The organism is Ruminococcus sp. (genome assembly GCF_017549005.1).
GTDB lineage: Bacteria > Bacillota > Clostridia > Oscillospirales > Ruminococcaceae > Ruminococcus.
This window is the reverse complement of sequence record NZ_JAFYYT010000007.1, coordinates 1-14,217: the sequence shown is the minus strand read 5'-3', so window position 1 is coordinate 14,217 and position 14,217 is coordinate 1. Positions and strand designations below refer to the sequence as shown.

The window sequence follows — 14,217 nt, the reverse complement described above, 5'->3', positions numbered from 1 at the left end:
AGAATGTTCGGAAATTTTAGGAGGAAAATAAAATGGATGCACTCAAGTTAATCAGCGAATCAAGCATGAAGGAAAATGTTCCGCAGTTCAACGTAGGTGATACCGTAAAGGTTCACGTTCAGATCAAGGAAGGCGACAAGAGCCGTATCCAGATCTTCGAGGGAACTGTAATTGCTAAGAAGCACGGCGGAATCAATGAGACTTTTACTGTAAGACGTGTTGCTCACGGTTGCGGTATCGAAAGAGTTTTCCCGCTCCACTCTCCTGTTGTTGACAAGGTAGAGGTCGTAAGATGCGGTAAGGTTCGCAGAGCTAAGCTTTATTACCTCAGAGACAGAGTTGGTAAGGCTGCTAAGGTTAAGGAACAGATCCGCTAACAGGTTGCAGACTGAGTTCAGCCGATCAATTTCGGCTGACTCATCTTCTTTCCTTGAGGGACTTAAAGTCCCTTTTTTGCTACATTTTCACAGTTAACAAGTTTGGAGAAGCAGATTATGGCTGAAAATTTAAATAATAATACAGAAAATGATGAAGCAGAAGAAGTAAAAGAAGCTTCGGTGGAAGTTGCCGAAGAGATTGACGAAGCTTTAACAAATGTTTCTGACGATAATGATGAAAATGACGACGAAACAGCAGAGGCCGAGAAAAAAGAGGGAAAGATCGTTGATGATATACTCGAGATAATCGAATCTACGCTTATTACGGTTTTTGTTGTCATTATGATATTTACATATCTCCTTCACCCTGTAACAGTCAGCGGTCCGTCCATGAACAATAATCTGTTCAGCGGTGACAGGTTATTTATGACCACTGTTTACGGAGGACTTCATTACGGGGATATCATAATCATCAACAATGATTTTTCATATCTCCTTGATGATGAGGGGAAGGTCGTAAAGCACAATATTGATCATTCCGATTATAAGGAATGCCTTATAAAGCGCATTATTGCCGAGCCGGGTCAGACTATCGACATTGATCCTGAAAAGGAAGAGGTCATAGTTGACGGCAAGGTACTGAATGAGCCTTATATAAGACAAACTATCAATTCTATGCCTTTTAGGGCTTTTGATTATCCTGTAACTGTGCCTGAGGGCTATTATTTCGTTATGGGAGACAACAGAAGAGAGTCTGCGGACAGCAGACACCCTGATATCGGCTTGATAAAGAAAGACCAGATATATGGCAAAGCATTGGTCAGATATGCACCTGTAAAGGACTTTAAATTCCTTAAATTCAAGGAGAAATAATTGCTTTAGAAAGCGTTTTCATAGTTTTATAAGGTTGGAGGCAGCAAGTTATGGCTGAAGAGAATAAAAACACTATCGAAGAATCAGAAGAAGTCAGTGAAGCGGTTTCAGCTGAAGAGGAAAATGCGGTAGAAGCTGCGGTTCCTGCTGCTGATGACAGCGCCGATAATGACGAAGAAGCTGCAAAAGCCGAAAAAAAAGAGGGAAGGATAGTCGATGATATACTTGAGATAATCGAATCGACTCTCCTTACGGTTTTTGTTGTTATAATGATATTTACATATTTACTGCACCCGATAACTGTTGAGGGAACTTCAATGAACGATACACTGTTCAAGGACGACAGAGTATTTATGTCAACAGTTTATTTCGGACCGCATTACGGAGATATCATAGTTATCAATAATGATGCTGCATATCTCCTTGATGAAAACGGTGAAGCAGTTAAAAAGGATATTTCAAACTCTTCCTATAAAGAGTGTCTTATAAAGCGTGTTATTGCCGAGCCGGGTCAGACTATAGATATCGATCCCGAAAAGGAAGAGGTACTGATCGACGGAAAGGTGATCGACGAGCCTTATATAAAAGAAACGATCAATACGCTTTCGTTTACCGCCTTTGATTTCCCAATAACCATACCCGAGGGCTATTATTTTGCTATGGGAGACAACAGAAGAGTTTCCGCAGACAGCAGAAATCCCGATATCGGTCTGATAAAGAAGGATCAGATCTACGGTAAGGCTATCATAAGATATTATCCTGTAAAGGACTTCAAATTCCTTAAGTTCAAGAAATAAGTGCCTTAGAACGGGCTTACATCATAATTTTATGTATCAGGGAGGAAGATATGGATAATATTGATATGAAACAGATCCAGTGGTTCCCTGGACATATGGCGAAGACCAGAAGGCTCATCGCCGCAAATCTGTCGCTTGTTGACGCTGTTGTTGAGATAGTCGACGCTCGTCTGCCTTTAAGCAGTCAGAATCCCGAAATGGATAAAATGACAAAGGGCAAGCCGAGAATGGTCCTGCTCAATAAGAGCGACCTTGCAGACGAACGAACAACTCAGCTCTGGATAGACTATTTCAGAGCAAACGGCAAAGAAGCAGCTGCCATCGACTGCAAGTCGGGGAGAGGTTTAAAATCGATAATCCCGACTATAAAAAAGACGATACTCAAAGAAGTAATGGAAAAACGGCAGAAAAACGGTATGTCCACGTCATCTGTAAGGCTTATGATAGTTGGAATACCGAATGTCGGAAAGTCGTCGCTCATAAATAAAATGGCAGGTTCAAAGCGCGCGAAGGTTGAGGACAGACCTGGTGTTACCAGAGCAAAACAATGGGTAAAGCTCGATAACAATACCGAGCTTCTTGATATGCCCGGAGTTTTGTGGCCTAAATTTGAGGATCAGAGTACTGCTGTGAGACTTGCTTTCACTGGCGCGATCAGCGATGACATACTTGATATCGAGACCCTTGCGATGAAACTGCTGGTCTATCTTTCCGAGAATTACGGCAATTCACTGAAAGAGCGGTATAAAATCGAGCTAACAGGCAATGAATCAGGACTCGAACTGCTTGAAAACATCGGAAAAAAACGTGGCATGATGATCGCAGGCGGAGAGGTCAATACCGAGCGCGCGGCGATAACTATACTTGACGAGTTCAGAAGCGGCAAGCTGGGAAAGATAACTCTTGAGGCTCCGCCCCGAAAGGAGGAGTTATGCCAAGAATAACTCTTTATAAGGAGCTCTTTGAACACGATTCAGAATTGAGGAAGGAATATCCCGTAATATGCGGAGTTGATGAGGCTGGCAGAGGCCCTCTTGCAGGAGATGTTTATACTGCTGCCGTTATCCTCAACGATCAGGTGCTTATAAATTATCTCAATGACAGCAAGAAGCTTTCGGAAAAGCGCAGGGAACTGCTTTATGATGAAATAATCGAAAAAGCAGATGCGTATTGTATCGCTTCAGCAAGCGTTGAGGAGATAGACAGGCTAAATATTCTTAATGCGACTATGCTCGCTATGAAGAGAGCTGTTGAAGGACTGGGCGTAAAGCCTGATCTTGCACTGATAGACGGCAATAGGCTCCCTGAACTTGAATGCGAGAGCAGATTTGTCATACACGGAGACGCTGTTTCGGCTTCTATTGCAGCTGCCTCGATACTTGCAAAGGTAACGCGAGACAGATATATGTGTCAGCTCGACGAGAAATACCCTCAGTACTGCTTTTCTCAGCATAAAGGCTACGGTACGAAGCTGCATTATGAAAAAATAGCCGAATTCGGCATATCGGAAGTCCACAGAAGGACTTTTTTGAAGAAGCTTTATGAATAAAACAGAGATCGGACGTCTCGGCGAAGAAGCTGTCTGTAAATATCTTGCAGACCGCGGCTATAGTATCGCCGAGAGAAACTACCGCATTAAAGGCGGCGAGATCGACATTATCGCTGAAAACGGCGATTATATAGCGTTTGTAGAGGTGAAGTCCCGAAAGCCTGACAGTATGGTGTCGGGATTTGAAGCTGTAAACAAGCGCAAGCGCAGTCTGATAATAAAAACTGCTGCTGATTATTGCTGCAAGCATCCGAATATGCTCCAGCCGAGGTTTGATGTCGCACAAGTCATCATATCGGGAGAAAAGGTGCTCAGCATTGATTATATTACAAATGCCTATGATACAACAGGCTACAATTTCATATTTTAAAGGGTGATAATATGTTCTATAACAGCACAAGGAACAGTAATGTCAAGGTAAGCAGTGCTGAAGCGATTACTCAGGGAATATCGGTAGACGGCGGTCTTTTCGTTCCTGAGAGCATTCCGCAGCTGACTCTTGATGAGATAAAGGCTATCGGCGATATGTCATACGCCGACAGAGCTGCATATATATTTGCTAAATATCTTACTGATTTTACGGAAGCTGAGATACATCACTGTACAGACAATGCCTACAGCACAAAGAATTTTGAGACTGAAAGCATTGCAGAGATAGCACATCTTTTTGACGGTACGTATATGCTTGAATTATGGCATGGTCCGACCTGTGCCTTCAAGGATATGGCACTTCAGATACTGCCATATTTCCTTACAACGTCTGCAAAGAAGATAAAGCTTGATAAGAAGATTGTTATTCTCGTTGCAACTTCTGGTGATACAGGAAAGGCAGCTCTTGAAGGCTTCAGAGACGTTGAAGGCACTTCTATCCTTGTTTTTTACCCTGAGGATGGAGTAAGCCCTATGCAGAAACGCCAGATGAAGACTCAGGAAGGCTCAAATGTCGGAGTTTGCGCTATAAAGGGTAATTTTGACGACTGTCAGAACGGTGTAAAAGCAATTTTCACCAATGACGAAGTGAAAAAAGCTCTTGACAGCAACGGCATGATATTCTCCAGTGCAAATTCTATAAACTGGGGACGTCTTGTACCTCAGGTAGTGTACTATGTTTCGGCATATGCAGAGCTTGTCAAGGATAATGAGATAAAGCTCGGCGAAAAGATAAATATTGTCGTTCCGACAGGAAATTTCGGCAATATTCTTGCCGCTTACTATGCAAAGCATATGGGTATACCCGTAAATAAGCTCATTTGTGCTTCAAACATCAATAATGTCCTTACTGATTTTATAAATACAGGCGTTTATGACAGAAACAGAAAGTTTTACGCAACTGTTTCTCCTTCAATGGATATCCTAATCTCAAGCAACCTTGAGAGACTTCTTTATCTGATGACAGGCAGAAATGACGCACTTATCCGTGAATGGTTCGGCAAACTTTCATCTGAGGGCAGATACGAGGTGAGCGACGAAGTAAAGGCTAAGCTGAAAGAGGAGTTTTCCGCTGGTTTCTGTGACGACAGTCAGACAAAGAATACTATCCATTCGATATATGAGAAGTATTCCTATACCTGCGACACTCATACAGCAGTAGCTGTTAAGGTATATAAGGATTACAAGGAAACTACAGGCGACAATACAAAGACTGTAATCGCTTCAACAGCGAGCCCGTATAAGTTCAGTGCTGCCGTACTTGAAGCGCTTGAAGGAAAGGCGTCTGATATAGACGAATATGATAAGGTAGGCAGGATAGCTGAGCTTTCGGATATTCCTGTTCCTGCGGCGCTTGCAGACCTGAAAAACAAGCCTGAGCGTTTCAATGACGTTATAGATAAGGCAGATCAGAAGGATTACGTGCTCAGAACCCTGGGCATATGATCAATGAGCTTGTATGTACTTGCCGATCTTCACCTGTGCAAAGGCGATCCTGCGAAAACAATGAGCGTTTTCAGCGGCTGGGACGATTATCAGGAGAGGATCGAAAGGAACTGGCTTGAAACGGTAAAGGAAGACGATACTATAGTTCTTCCCGGGGATATCTCGTGGGGAATGTCTCTTGAAGAGGCAGCTCCGGATTTCAGATTCATAGAAGAACTGCCCGGGAAAAAGATCATCATAAAGGGAAACCACGATTACTGGTGGACAACGATGAAAAAAATGGAGGAGTTCATTGCAGCAGAAGGTCTGGACTCTATAAAGATACTGCATAATAATCATTTCAGATACGGCGATTACGGCATATGCGGTACAAGAGGCTGGGTGAATATGCCGGGCGAGACTCAGGACGAGAAAATACTTAAAAGGGAAGTACAGCGCCTTGAAACGTCAATAAAGTCTGCTTTGGCGGAAGAGCTGATACCCATAGTATTTCTTCATTATCCGCCCATTTTTGCAACAAACTTTAACTATGACATCCTCGAGATACTTTATCGCTATAAAATCAAGGATTGTTACTACGGTCATATACATGGCCGTTCAGCACATGAGCTGTGCGTAAAAAATACTTATGATGACGTGAATTTTCACCTTATATCAGGTGATTATTTACAATTTATGCCTGAGAAAATATTTTGAATTGTGCATTATGCAGAAGTGCGTAAAATCAGTAGAAAAATTTTCCGAAATGTGGTATAATATTCCAAGTATGTTATATAAATATTGGAGGACGTATTAAAATGAGTTTAAAATCATCAAACAAAACAGATGTGAATACTACAGAGTTAGTAATTTCTATTGACCCTGCAGCATTTGAAGCTGCTGTTGAAAAGGAATATCAGCGTCAGAAGAAGAATATCCAGATCAAGGGATTCAGAAAGGGCAAGGTTTCAAGAAAGCTTGCAGAGAGAGAGTTTGGTGAGGGTGCTTTCTATGAGGGCGCTATCAATCTTCTCCTCGGACCTGAGCTGGATGCAGCTGTTAAGGAGACAGGTCTTGTTCTGGTTGACAGACCTAATATTGAGGTTACTTCCATTGACAAGGAAAAGGGCGTAGAGCTCAAGGCTGTATGTGTTACAAAGCCTGAGATCGAGATCTCTGATTACAAGGGAATCAAGGCTCCTAAGGAAGTAAAGGAGATCACTGACGAGGATATCGACAAGCAGATCGACATTATCAGAAAGAAGAACGCTCGTATCGTTTCTGTTGACGACAGAGCTGCTCAGCTCGGTGATGAAGTAATCATTGACTTTGAGGGCTTCTTCGGAGACGAGGCTTTTGAAGGCGGAAAGGGCGACGATCACCCGCTCCGACTTGGCAGCGGTCAGTTCATTCCCGGATTTGAGGATCAGATCGTTGGTCACAACATCGGCGATGAGTTTGATATCAATGTAAAGTTCCCCGAGGATTATCAGATGTCTGATTATGCCGGCAAGGATGCTACATTCAAGTGTAAGCTCAAGGGCATCAGCTATGAGGAGCTTCCTGAGATAAACGATGATCTCGTAAAGGATGCAACAGAATTTGAGACAGTTGCTGAATATAAGGAAGATATCAAGTCAAAGCTTGAAGAGGCAGCTAAGTCACAGGCTGAATCAGGATTTGAGAACGCTGTTATGAACGCTCTTATCGCTAAGGTAGATTCACCCATCCCTAATTGCATGTATGAGCAGAGAATAGATGCTCTTATGAGATCATTCGAGCAGCAGCTCCAGCAGCAGGGAATGGATATAAAGCTCTACTTCCAGTACACAGGTATGGATATGGATTCTTTCAGAGAGACATACAGAGACAGAGCTGTTAATGAAGTTAAGCTCAGACTCGCTCTTGAAAAGATCGCTGAGCTTGAGAAGATCGAAGTTAGCGAGGAAGATATCAACAACGGTCTTGGTGAGCTCGCAGCTGCCAATAACGTTGACGTTGAGACTATCAAGCGTTTCATTCCTCTTGACGAGTATACAACTGACCTCAAGGTACAGAAGGCTATAGACTTCGTTAAGGAAAATGCTGTTGTAGACAACACAGTAGCAGAGGAAAAGGCTGAATAAAGCTTTATTCGGCAGATTAAAATAAAATAACATCGTTGTCCCGCAGCTTATTGTGGGACAACTGTTTTTAAAGAAAGGGCGAAAAAACATGAGCGTACTTGTACCGTATGTCGTTGAACAGACAAGCAGAGGCGAAAGATCATATGATATCTATTCACGTCTGCTGAATGACAGGATCATAATGCTTTCGGATCAGGTCAATGACGCAACAGCAAGCGTAGTTGTTGCACAGCTTCTGTATCTTGAAAGTCAGGATTCCGAAAAGGATATTTCATTATATATAAACAGCCCCGGCGGTTCGGTTACTGCCGGAATGGCTATTTACGATACGATGAATTACATTAAATGTGATGTTTCTACGATATGTATCGGTATGGCAGCTTCTATGGGCGCGTTCCTTTTGTCCTCAGGTGCAAAGGGCAAGCGTATCGCTCTTCCGAACAGCGAGATAATGATACATCAGCCTCTTATAGGCGGCGGTCTCGGCGGTCAGCAGACCGATATCATGATCCACGCTAAAAATCTTGAAAGAACAAGAGATCGTCTTGAAGAAATAATTGCAGCAAATACAGGAAAAAGTGTTGAAGAAATACACTCAGCTTGTGAAAGAGATAATTACATGACAGCTCAGGAGGCTCTTGAGTTCGGACTTATTGATAAGGTAATTACAAAAAGGTAGGGGAATTGAATGGCTGACACGTTTAAATCCTGTAGCTTTTGCGGAAAAGGGGAAAACAGAGTCCGCAGTATGTTTTCTGCAGGTTCGTCGAATATATGTGACGAATGCGTTACTTACTGTTATGAGATGCTTTATGGACCGGGTGTTGCGAAAGCTCACAGAAAAGCAGCAAAGAATGATAATGACAACGATATATCTTCCCTTAAGCTGATGAAGCCTATGGAGATAAAGGAATTCCTTGACGAGTATGTCATTGGACAGGACGAAGCTAAGATTTCCTTGTCTGTTGCCGTATACAATCATTATAAACGTATAATGAGTCAGGAAAACGAGAAAGACTTTCCATCGAGTGACGGCGTTGAGCTCCAGAAGAGCAACGTTCTGCTTCTCGGACCTACAGGTGTAGGTAAGACTTTCCTTGCTCAGACGCTTGCAAAGCTTCTTAACGTACCGTTTGCTATTGCTGACGCTACAACTATCACAGAGGCAGGTTATGTAGGCGACGACGTTGAAAATGTACTTCTGCGTCTTATTCAGGCTGCTGATTTTGATATCAAAGCGGCTGAAAGAGGCATTATCTATATCGACGAGATAGATAAGATAGCAAGAAAATCCGAAAATACCTCGCTTACACGTGATGTAAGCGGTGAGGGCGTTCAGCAGGCTCTCCTCAAGATAATTGAGGGTACTGTTTCAAATGTTCCTCCACAGGGCGGTCGTAAACACCCGAATCAGGAAGTTATACAGATCAATACAAAGAATATCCTCTTTATCTGTGGAGGCGCTTTTGACGGCCTTGAAAGGCAGATACAGAAGCGTATCGGCAAATCGCCTATCGGTTTTGGCAGCGAGCTGAAGTCAAGCAACGATGATATCAATAATATCTTCAAGCAGGTTATTCCGAAGGATCTTGTAAAATTTGGTATGGTTCCTGAATTTGTGGGACGTCTTCCCGTTATATCTGTATTGGACGAGCTTGACGAGGCTTCCCTTGTAAGAATACTCACAGAGCCTAAAAATGCTCTTATCAAGCAGTATAAGAAGCTCTTCAGCTATGATGATATAGAGCTTGATATCGACGATGCAGCTCTTATCGAGATAGCAAAGAAAGCTATCGTTCAGAAGACAGGTGCCCGCGGATTAAGATCTATCCTCGAATCTATCCTCATGAAGACCATGTTTACAGTTCCGTCAGACGGAAGCATAGCAAAGGTCACTGTAACAGCCGACTGCGTTATCAATAACGTTGAACCGCTGCTTACAAATCGTAGAAATAAGCTTCTGAAGGCTGAATAATAAAAAAATATCTCCTATGGCGCATATTGTCCATAGGAGATTTTTGTTTGCTTTTTAGCTGGCGGCAGACTTCTTAACAGCCGCAGCCGCAGTTATTATTACCGCAGTCACAACCGTTATTTCCGCAGCCGCAGCCTGAGAAAAGAATGATAACGAGAAGAACTAAAATGATCGAACTCCAGCAATTGTTTCCACCAAAGCATGAATTACACATATTTAAGCAACTCCTTAAGTTTAATGTATTTGAACCGTTTTCTGCGATCCATAGTACATAATATGCTTATGATGAAAAAGTGTTACAGAGCTGATTATTATATCCCTGTCAGGTCGAAATCAGGGACATATTCCTCAGATGCAGAGCTTTTTTGCTGTGTAAAACCGTTCAATCCGAGTTTTGAAGCATGATCGGCAACACTGTTGTATTCCATTTTTGTGACGTGGCGTTTGAGCTCACTGAACTCGTCGGGGATAAAATCAAAAGGGGTGTACTGATTCATGATACTTACTAAAACATCTTTCCGTGATGTGTTATCTGCTATCCAGTCCATGATCTTCATGGAATCATGGCGGCAGGAGGGGAGTACAAGGTGACGTATCACAGTACCTTTTATAAGTCCTCCGTCTGCATTATATTTAAGCTCGCCAACCTGTTTTATCATTGCTTTCACAGCTTCTGAGGCTTTTTCAAAGTAATCGGGAGCTTTTGAGTACTTTTGCGATATTTCCGACGAGAAATACTTGATATCAGGCAGATAAACATCAATATAACCGTCAAGCTGTCCGATAGTTTCACAGAGCTCATAGCCTCCGCAATTATAGACGACAGGGATACTTAGCTTATGCTTTACCATATCAAGCGCGTTTATAATGTTTGTTACAAAGTGAGTTGGAGTAATAAGATCGATATTATCGGCTCCCATATCCTGCAGGGAAAGGAAAATATCGGCTAATCTGCTGTCGCTGACTTCCTTGCCGAAGAGCTTATTGCTTATCTGATCGTTCTGACAGAAGCAGCAGTGAAGGCTGCAGCCTGAAAAGAACACTGTTCCTGCTCCGTTTTTGTAGGATATACATGGCTCTTCCCACTTATGAAGTGAAGCTTTTGCGACTGTAGCTTTGTTTCCGGCTCCGCAGAAACCCTTTGATTTTTCTCTGTCGGCATTGCATTTGCGCGGACATAAATTACAGTTATTCTTCGTATTCATCTTTCAGATAGTCCTTATAATTGAAATCTTTGCCGTTTGTGACGTATTCAAGAAGTTCGTCGGCCGATATGTTGTTGCTTGCACAGTACATAGCAGCAGCGGCAAGGAACATACTTTTTGTAAACCTGTTTTTTATGCAGTAATCGGTTATTATCCTGTCCTCATACAGGCTCGCTCTGCATGAAAGGCTTTTGTAATATATGACGCTTTTTGCGTAACGCGATTTAGGCTTGTCAGCTTTCTTTTTCATGTCAGATCCCCCCCTATCAGGATTATTTTATCACTGCTAATGTGAAATGTCAAGCATAAGTATCAAAAGATAAAGTCTATTTATTTTTAATCTTTACATTGATTATCTGTAAAATTTAGACTTGCATTTTTGTACAAAATGATGTATAATGAATATTGATTATTAATTAAGGAGATAAAAACTATGGCAAATATAGGTTTTATAGGTGCAGGAAATATGGGTACTGCTATAATGAAGGGTATTTCAACAAGCAGTCTTGGCAAGGATATCGACCTCTTTGCGTTTGACCCGAGCACCGAAAAGGTTGAGGCACTCAGCAGATATAATGTTACAGCCTGCGCTTCCGAACAGGAAATAATGGATAAGTGCAAGTATGTATTCCTTGCTGTCAAGCCGCAGATAATAGAGGGAGTCCTTGAAACTATCGCAGCACATACCACAAAGGACACAGTCATCATTTCAATTGCAGCCGGTATCGGCGACGAGTTTATCGCAAAGAAGACTATCCCCGAAGCAAAGGTTATTCTTGTAATGCCGAATACTCCGCTTCTTCTTGGCGAAGGTGCGTCCGCACTTTCAAGAAACGAGAAAGTTTCCGATGATGAATTTGAAGTAGTTCTCAACATTTTCAAGATATGCGGAAAGGCAGCGGTCATTCCGAAGGATAAAATGAAGGAGATAATCGCTATCAACGGAAGCAGTCCTGCTTTTATCTATCTTTTCGCAAAGGGATTTATCGACTATGCTGCTTCTGTTGGCATAGATAAGTCTGCGGCGGAGGAGCTCTTTACACAGAGCCTTATCGGTTCTGCAAAAATGATAACAGACTCGGGAAATACCATAGACGAGCTCATAAAAATGGTATCCTCTCCCGGCGGTACAACTCTTGCAGGCCTTGATAGACTTTACGAAGGCAATCTCACAGACGTCGTAAAGAACTGCTGCGAAAGCTGCACGAAGAGAGCTTACGAGCTTTCAAAATAATTCTAAAATTCTTTTCATGTGCATATCCTATAGAAGAAAGGAATGATGCACATGAAATATATAAGTACAAATTCAGAAAAACGCAGTAAATGGACAAGTCTGTCATTTTTTATATTAATTATCATCGCAGGGATAATCATAGGTTCGGTTATGCAAAAGCCATTATTTGAGTGCAGATTTACACATTTTATGACTGTTGAAAGCTGTTCTGCAGCTGCTGATATTAAAAATACCTTTTTCATTTCGTTATTTTATATATCAGGTGCTTTTATTGTTGGTTCATCTGCGATAGGACAGCCTTTAGCCTATTCATTGCTTCTCAACTGCGGAACTGCTGTCGGCTCATGTACTTTTTTGATGTACAAGCTCTATGGCAAGAGTGCGGTGATTCCGGTAACAATGACCGTTCTGCCCAAGGCCGCGGCAATATCTGCGGTAACGGTATTAGCTGTAAGAGTTGCTTTGAGGAGCTCCGCGGCGTTGTTCTGCGCTTATCGTGACGGCGATGTAAGGGACAGCAGAGAACTCGATATTAAGCTTTACTGCACAAGGTCTGTTGTACTTATTCTATTATCTTTATTTTTTTCAGCTGCTGCAGGTGCTTTCGATTTTTTGTACCTTAGGATGTGCAGGCTGTAAACGGAGGAGTTATAATTGAGTATTTTTTCAAAGAAATATGAGAGTGCCGGCGTCGGAATAGCAAAGGACGCTCCGAAAAAAGAGGGAATCGCGCTCTTTTTTGATATATTGGGCAGAAAGCTGTGGCAGCTTATGGAGCTAAATCTCATGTATATGATGTTTTTTGCTCCGCTGGTATTTATTCTGCCTGTAATAAGCCTACTTAAAGGGGCTTATCCTCATTCCATAATTGCAGCCGGTATCCTTGCTGTTATTTTCATGGTGCTGATAGGTCCTGCGACTGCGGGAATGACAAAGGTCATAAGATGCTTCGTTCTTGGAAAGCATACATTTATATGGCACGATTTCTGGAAAGGCTTCAAGGGAAACTTCAAAACGGCCTCTATAGTCGGATTTATTGACTGTATTATTATGCTTTCGGCACTTTCTTCGATAAGCTTTTACCCGGCTCTGGCAGAGCATTTCAATACAAAGGCTATGTATATACCAATGGTCATTACACTTAGTCTTTTCCTGGTGATAATGATAATGAATTTCTACATTTTCCCGATGATGGTTGCAACTACTCTCAAAGTCAAGAATCTGTTCAAGAACTCTCTTGCACTTGCTTTTGTGGCTATCAAGCAGAATTTTATCACCTTTGGTATTATTGTGGCAACTGTTGTTCTGATGTATGTTTTCAGAATTTATGTGCTTCCGCTTTTCATGCTTTTAGTACCCTTTTTCCCTGCAGCTTTCCTTTGTCTGGTAGCTTGCTTCAACTGCTATCCTGTGATACAGAAATACGTTATAAACCCTTATTATGCAAGTATAGGTGAAGTAAACCCCGAGCTTGTTGACGAAACTCCTGATGAGACCGAGCGTATCTTTGAGGACATGGGCGGTAAGGAAAAGCCCATGGAACAGCGTAAAAAAGGTAAGGGTAAGAGAATATCATAAAAAATCCGGCGCGATATGCGCCGTTTTTTATTTTAGTGTGATATTTTATGTGTCGGATCCGTTTTATATATGAAGTACTTCAACAAAAGAAAGGAGAAACGGTTTGACTTCTGAAAAATTAGAAGAACTTTATGATAAGTACAAAGATCATGTTTACCGTCTTGCTTTTGCGTATTGTAAGAACAAAGCAGACGCTGAGGATATAATGCAGGAAGTGTTTATCAAATGTTTCTCGCTTGACGTTGATACCGTAAACGAATCAATGATAAAAAGCTGGCTTTTTAAGGTAATTGTTAATAAATGCAGAGATATGTTCCGTTCATTATTTAAAAGCTGTGAATATTTATAATCACTGTGCATTGATCTCTTATCTTTGTGATGACGCAAGTAAATTTGAAAATAATTCAAGAATAGATATGTGTGAAGCGTATTCTAATGGAGGTCGTGCGGCTGATTATACGGCTCTTAGCCTGAACAGCGGAAGATATGTAGATTACAATGGTAAATTGTGTATACGCCGTCACCTCAGAGCCATCTGCACGGACTCTCAGAGCCACGTTGCCGCGCCTTGAGAGCCACCTTCACGGATCACAAGAGCCACTTAGTAAAAAGTGATATAATATCAAAAGCACATCATCTGATGTGACTT

Annotated in this window: 18 protein-coding genes; 15 read left to right on the top strand and 3 right to left on the bottom strand. The window is 41.9% G+C overall.

Annotated features, from left to right (window positions below):
* Positions 1-32 precede the first annotated feature (32 nt).
* From rplS to clpX, 11 genes are all read left to right on the top strand, one after another.
* On the top strand, positions 33-377 hold the full coding sequence (gene rplS, locus IKW96_RS02870) for a 50S ribosomal protein L19 (protein WP_173336103.1): 345 nt from the start codon (positions 33-35) through the stop codon (positions 375-377).
* Positions 378-494: 117 nt separating this feature from the next.
* Complete coding sequence (gene lepB, locus IKW96_RS02865) at positions 495-1,250, top strand: signal peptidase I (RefSeq protein WP_296570064.1); 756 nt, start codon at positions 495-497, stop codon at positions 1,248-1,250.
* 50 nt (positions 1,251-1,300) lie between these two features.
* On the top strand, positions 1,301-2,047 hold the full coding sequence (gene lepB / locus IKW96_RS02860) for a signal peptidase I (RefSeq protein ID WP_296570062.1): 747 nt from the start codon (positions 1,301-1,303) through the stop codon (positions 2,045-2,047).
* A gap of 50 nt (positions 2,048-2,097) precedes the next feature.
* A complete protein-coding gene (ylqF, locus tag IKW96_RS02855; RefSeq protein ID WP_296570060.1) occupies positions 2,098-2,991 on the top strand; it encodes a ribosome biogenesis GTPase YlqF in 894 nt (297 codons plus the stop codon).
* Complete coding sequence (rnhB, locus tag IKW96_RS02850) at positions 2,979-3,596, top strand: ribonuclease HII (RefSeq protein ID WP_296570059.1); 618 nt, start codon at positions 2,979-2,981, stop codon at positions 3,594-3,596. The genes ylqF and rnhB overlap by 13 nt, the downstream gene beginning before the upstream one ends.
* Positions 3,589-3,966, top strand: a complete 378-nt coding sequence (locus IKW96_RS02845) for a YraN family protein (RefSeq protein WP_296570058.1) — start codon at positions 3,589-3,591, stop codon at positions 3,964-3,966. The genes rnhB and IKW96_RS02845 overlap by 8 nt, the downstream gene beginning before the upstream one ends.
* A gap of 11 nt (positions 3,967-3,977) precedes the next feature.
* Positions 3,978-5,471 (top strand): threonine synthase, encoded by a 1,494-nt coding sequence (gene thrC / locus IKW96_RS02840; RefSeq protein ID WP_296570056.1) that lies wholly within the window; start codon positions 3,978-3,980, stop codon positions 5,469-5,471.
* A gap of 3 nt (positions 5,472-5,474) precedes the next feature.
* Positions 5,475-6,167, top strand: coding sequence for a metallophosphoesterase (locus IKW96_RS02835; RefSeq protein WP_296570054.1), 693 nt, complete (start codon positions 5,475-5,477; stop codon positions 6,165-6,167).
* A gap of 101 nt (positions 6,168-6,268) precedes the next feature.
* Positions 6,269-7,576, top strand: coding sequence for a trigger factor (gene tig, locus IKW96_RS02830; protein WP_296570052.1), 1,308 nt, complete (start codon positions 6,269-6,271; stop codon positions 7,574-7,576).
* Between the two features lie 88 nt (positions 7,577-7,664).
* Entirely contained in the window at positions 7,665-8,255 is a 591-nt protein-coding gene (clpP, locus tag IKW96_RS02825) for an ATP-dependent Clp endopeptidase proteolytic subunit ClpP (protein WP_294750369.1), read from the top strand.
* 9 nt (positions 8,256-8,264) lie between these two features.
* Complete coding sequence (gene clpX, locus IKW96_RS02820) at positions 8,265-9,551, top strand: ATP-dependent Clp protease ATP-binding subunit ClpX (RefSeq protein ID WP_296570050.1); 1,287 nt, start codon at positions 8,265-8,267, stop codon at positions 9,549-9,551.
* Positions 9,552-9,624: 73 nt separating this feature from the next.
* On the opposite strand, the gene IKW96_RS02815 is transcribed toward clpX, so the two are convergent.
* From IKW96_RS02815 to IKW96_RS02805, 3 genes are all read right to left on the bottom strand, one after another.
* A complete protein-coding gene (locus IKW96_RS02815; protein WP_296570049.1) occupies positions 9,625-9,765 on the bottom strand; it encodes a hypothetical protein in 141 nt (46 codons plus the stop codon).
* A gap of 97 nt (positions 9,766-9,862) precedes the next feature.
* Positions 9,863-10,756 carry a 4Fe-4S cluster-binding domain-containing protein gene (locus IKW96_RS02810; protein ID WP_296570047.1) on the bottom strand — a complete coding sequence of 298 codons (894 nt, stop codon included), beginning with the start codon at positions 10,754-10,756 and terminating at the stop codon, positions 9,863-9,865.
* Positions 10,740-11,006: a hypothetical protein gene (locus tag IKW96_RS02805; protein ID WP_296570044.1), complete on the bottom strand. Its 267-nt coding sequence runs from the start codon at positions 11,004-11,006 to the stop codon at positions 10,740-10,742. Before IKW96_RS02805 ends, IKW96_RS02810 begins: the two co-directional genes overlap by 17 nt.
* 183 nt (positions 11,007-11,189) lie before the next feature.
* Between IKW96_RS02805 and proC the strand changes: the two genes are divergently transcribed.
* The 4 genes from proC (at position 11,190) to IKW96_RS02785 (ending at position 13,917) form a co-directional block, all read left to right on the top strand.
* Entirely contained in the window at positions 11,190-11,990 is an 801-nt protein-coding gene (proC, locus tag IKW96_RS02800) for a pyrroline-5-carboxylate reductase (RefSeq protein ID WP_296570042.1), read from the top strand.
* A gap of 51 nt (positions 11,991-12,041) precedes the next feature.
* The gene (locus IKW96_RS02795) at positions 12,042-12,629 is read left to right on the top strand and encodes a stage II sporulation protein M (protein ID WP_296570040.1); all 588 of its coding nucleotides are present in this window, start codon (positions 12,042-12,044) and stop codon (positions 12,627-12,629) included.
* 15 nt (positions 12,630-12,644) lie between these two features.
* Positions 12,645-13,568, top strand: a complete 924-nt coding sequence (locus IKW96_RS02790) for a YesL family protein (protein WP_296570038.1) — start codon at positions 12,645-12,647, stop codon at positions 13,566-13,568.
* A 103-nt stretch (positions 13,569-13,671) separates the two neighbouring features.
* Positions 13,672-13,917, top strand: a complete 246-nt coding sequence (locus tag IKW96_RS02785; protein WP_296570036.1) for an RNA polymerase sigma factor — start codon at positions 13,672-13,674, stop codon at positions 13,915-13,917.
* The last annotated feature ends 300 nt before the right edge of the window (positions 13,918-14,217 follow it).

What these genes read in the sequence shown, in the direction of transcription:
- lepB (WP_296570062.1), top strand. Translation starts at nt 1,301, where the DNA reads ATGGCTGAAGAGAATAAAAACACTATCGAAGAATCAGAAGAAGTCAGT.
- clpX (WP_296570050.1), top strand. Translation starts at nt 8,265, where the DNA reads ATGGCTGACACGTTTAAATCCTGTAGCTTTTGCGGAAAAGGGGAAAAC.
- IKW96_RS02815 (WP_296570049.1), bottom strand. Translation starts at nt 9,765, where the DNA reads ATGTGTAATTCATGCTTTGGTGGAAACAATTGCTGGAGTTCGATCATT.
- ylqF (WP_296570060.1), top strand. Translation starts at nt 2,098, where the DNA reads ATGGATAATATTGATATGAAACAGATCCAGTGGTTCCCTGGACATATG.
- IKW96_RS02810 (WP_296570047.1), bottom strand. Translation starts at nt 10,756, where the DNA reads ATGAATACGAAGAATAACTGTAATTTATGTCCGCGCAAATGCAATGCC.
- IKW96_RS02795 (WP_296570040.1), top strand. Translation starts at nt 12,042, where the DNA reads ATGAAATATATAAGTACAAATTCAGAAAAACGCAGTAAATGGACAAGT.
- IKW96_RS02845 (WP_296570058.1), top strand. Translation starts at nt 3,589, where the DNA reads ATGAATAAAACAGAGATCGGACGTCTCGGCGAAGAAGCTGTCTGTAAA.
- rnhB (WP_296570059.1), top strand. Translation starts at nt 2,979, where the DNA reads ATGCCAAGAATAACTCTTTATAAGGAGCTCTTTGAACACGATTCAGAA.
- IKW96_RS02835 (WP_296570054.1), top strand. Translation starts at nt 5,475, where the DNA reads ATGAGCTTGTATGTACTTGCCGATCTTCACCTGTGCAAAGGCGATCCT.
- clpP (WP_294750369.1), top strand. Translation starts at nt 7,665, where the DNA reads ATGAGCGTACTTGTACCGTATGTCGTTGAACAGACAAGCAGAGGCGAA.
- rplS (WP_173336103.1), top strand. Translation starts at nt 33, where the DNA reads ATGGATGCACTCAAGTTAATCAGCGAATCAAGCATGAAGGAAAATGTT.
- thrC (WP_296570056.1), top strand. Translation starts at nt 3,978, where the DNA reads ATGTTCTATAACAGCACAAGGAACAGTAATGTCAAGGTAAGCAGTGCT.
- tig (WP_296570052.1), top strand. Translation starts at nt 6,269, where the DNA reads ATGAGTTTAAAATCATCAAACAAAACAGATGTGAATACTACAGAGTTA.
- proC (WP_296570042.1), top strand. Translation starts at nt 11,190, where the DNA reads ATGGCAAATATAGGTTTTATAGGTGCAGGAAATATGGGTACTGCTATA.
- IKW96_RS02805 (WP_296570044.1), bottom strand. Translation starts at nt 11,006, where the DNA reads ATGAAAAAGAAAGCTGACAAGCCTAAATCGCGTTACGCAAAAAGCGTC.
- lepB (WP_296570064.1), top strand. Translation starts at nt 495, where the DNA reads ATGGCTGAAAATTTAAATAATAATACAGAAAATGATGAAGCAGAAGAA.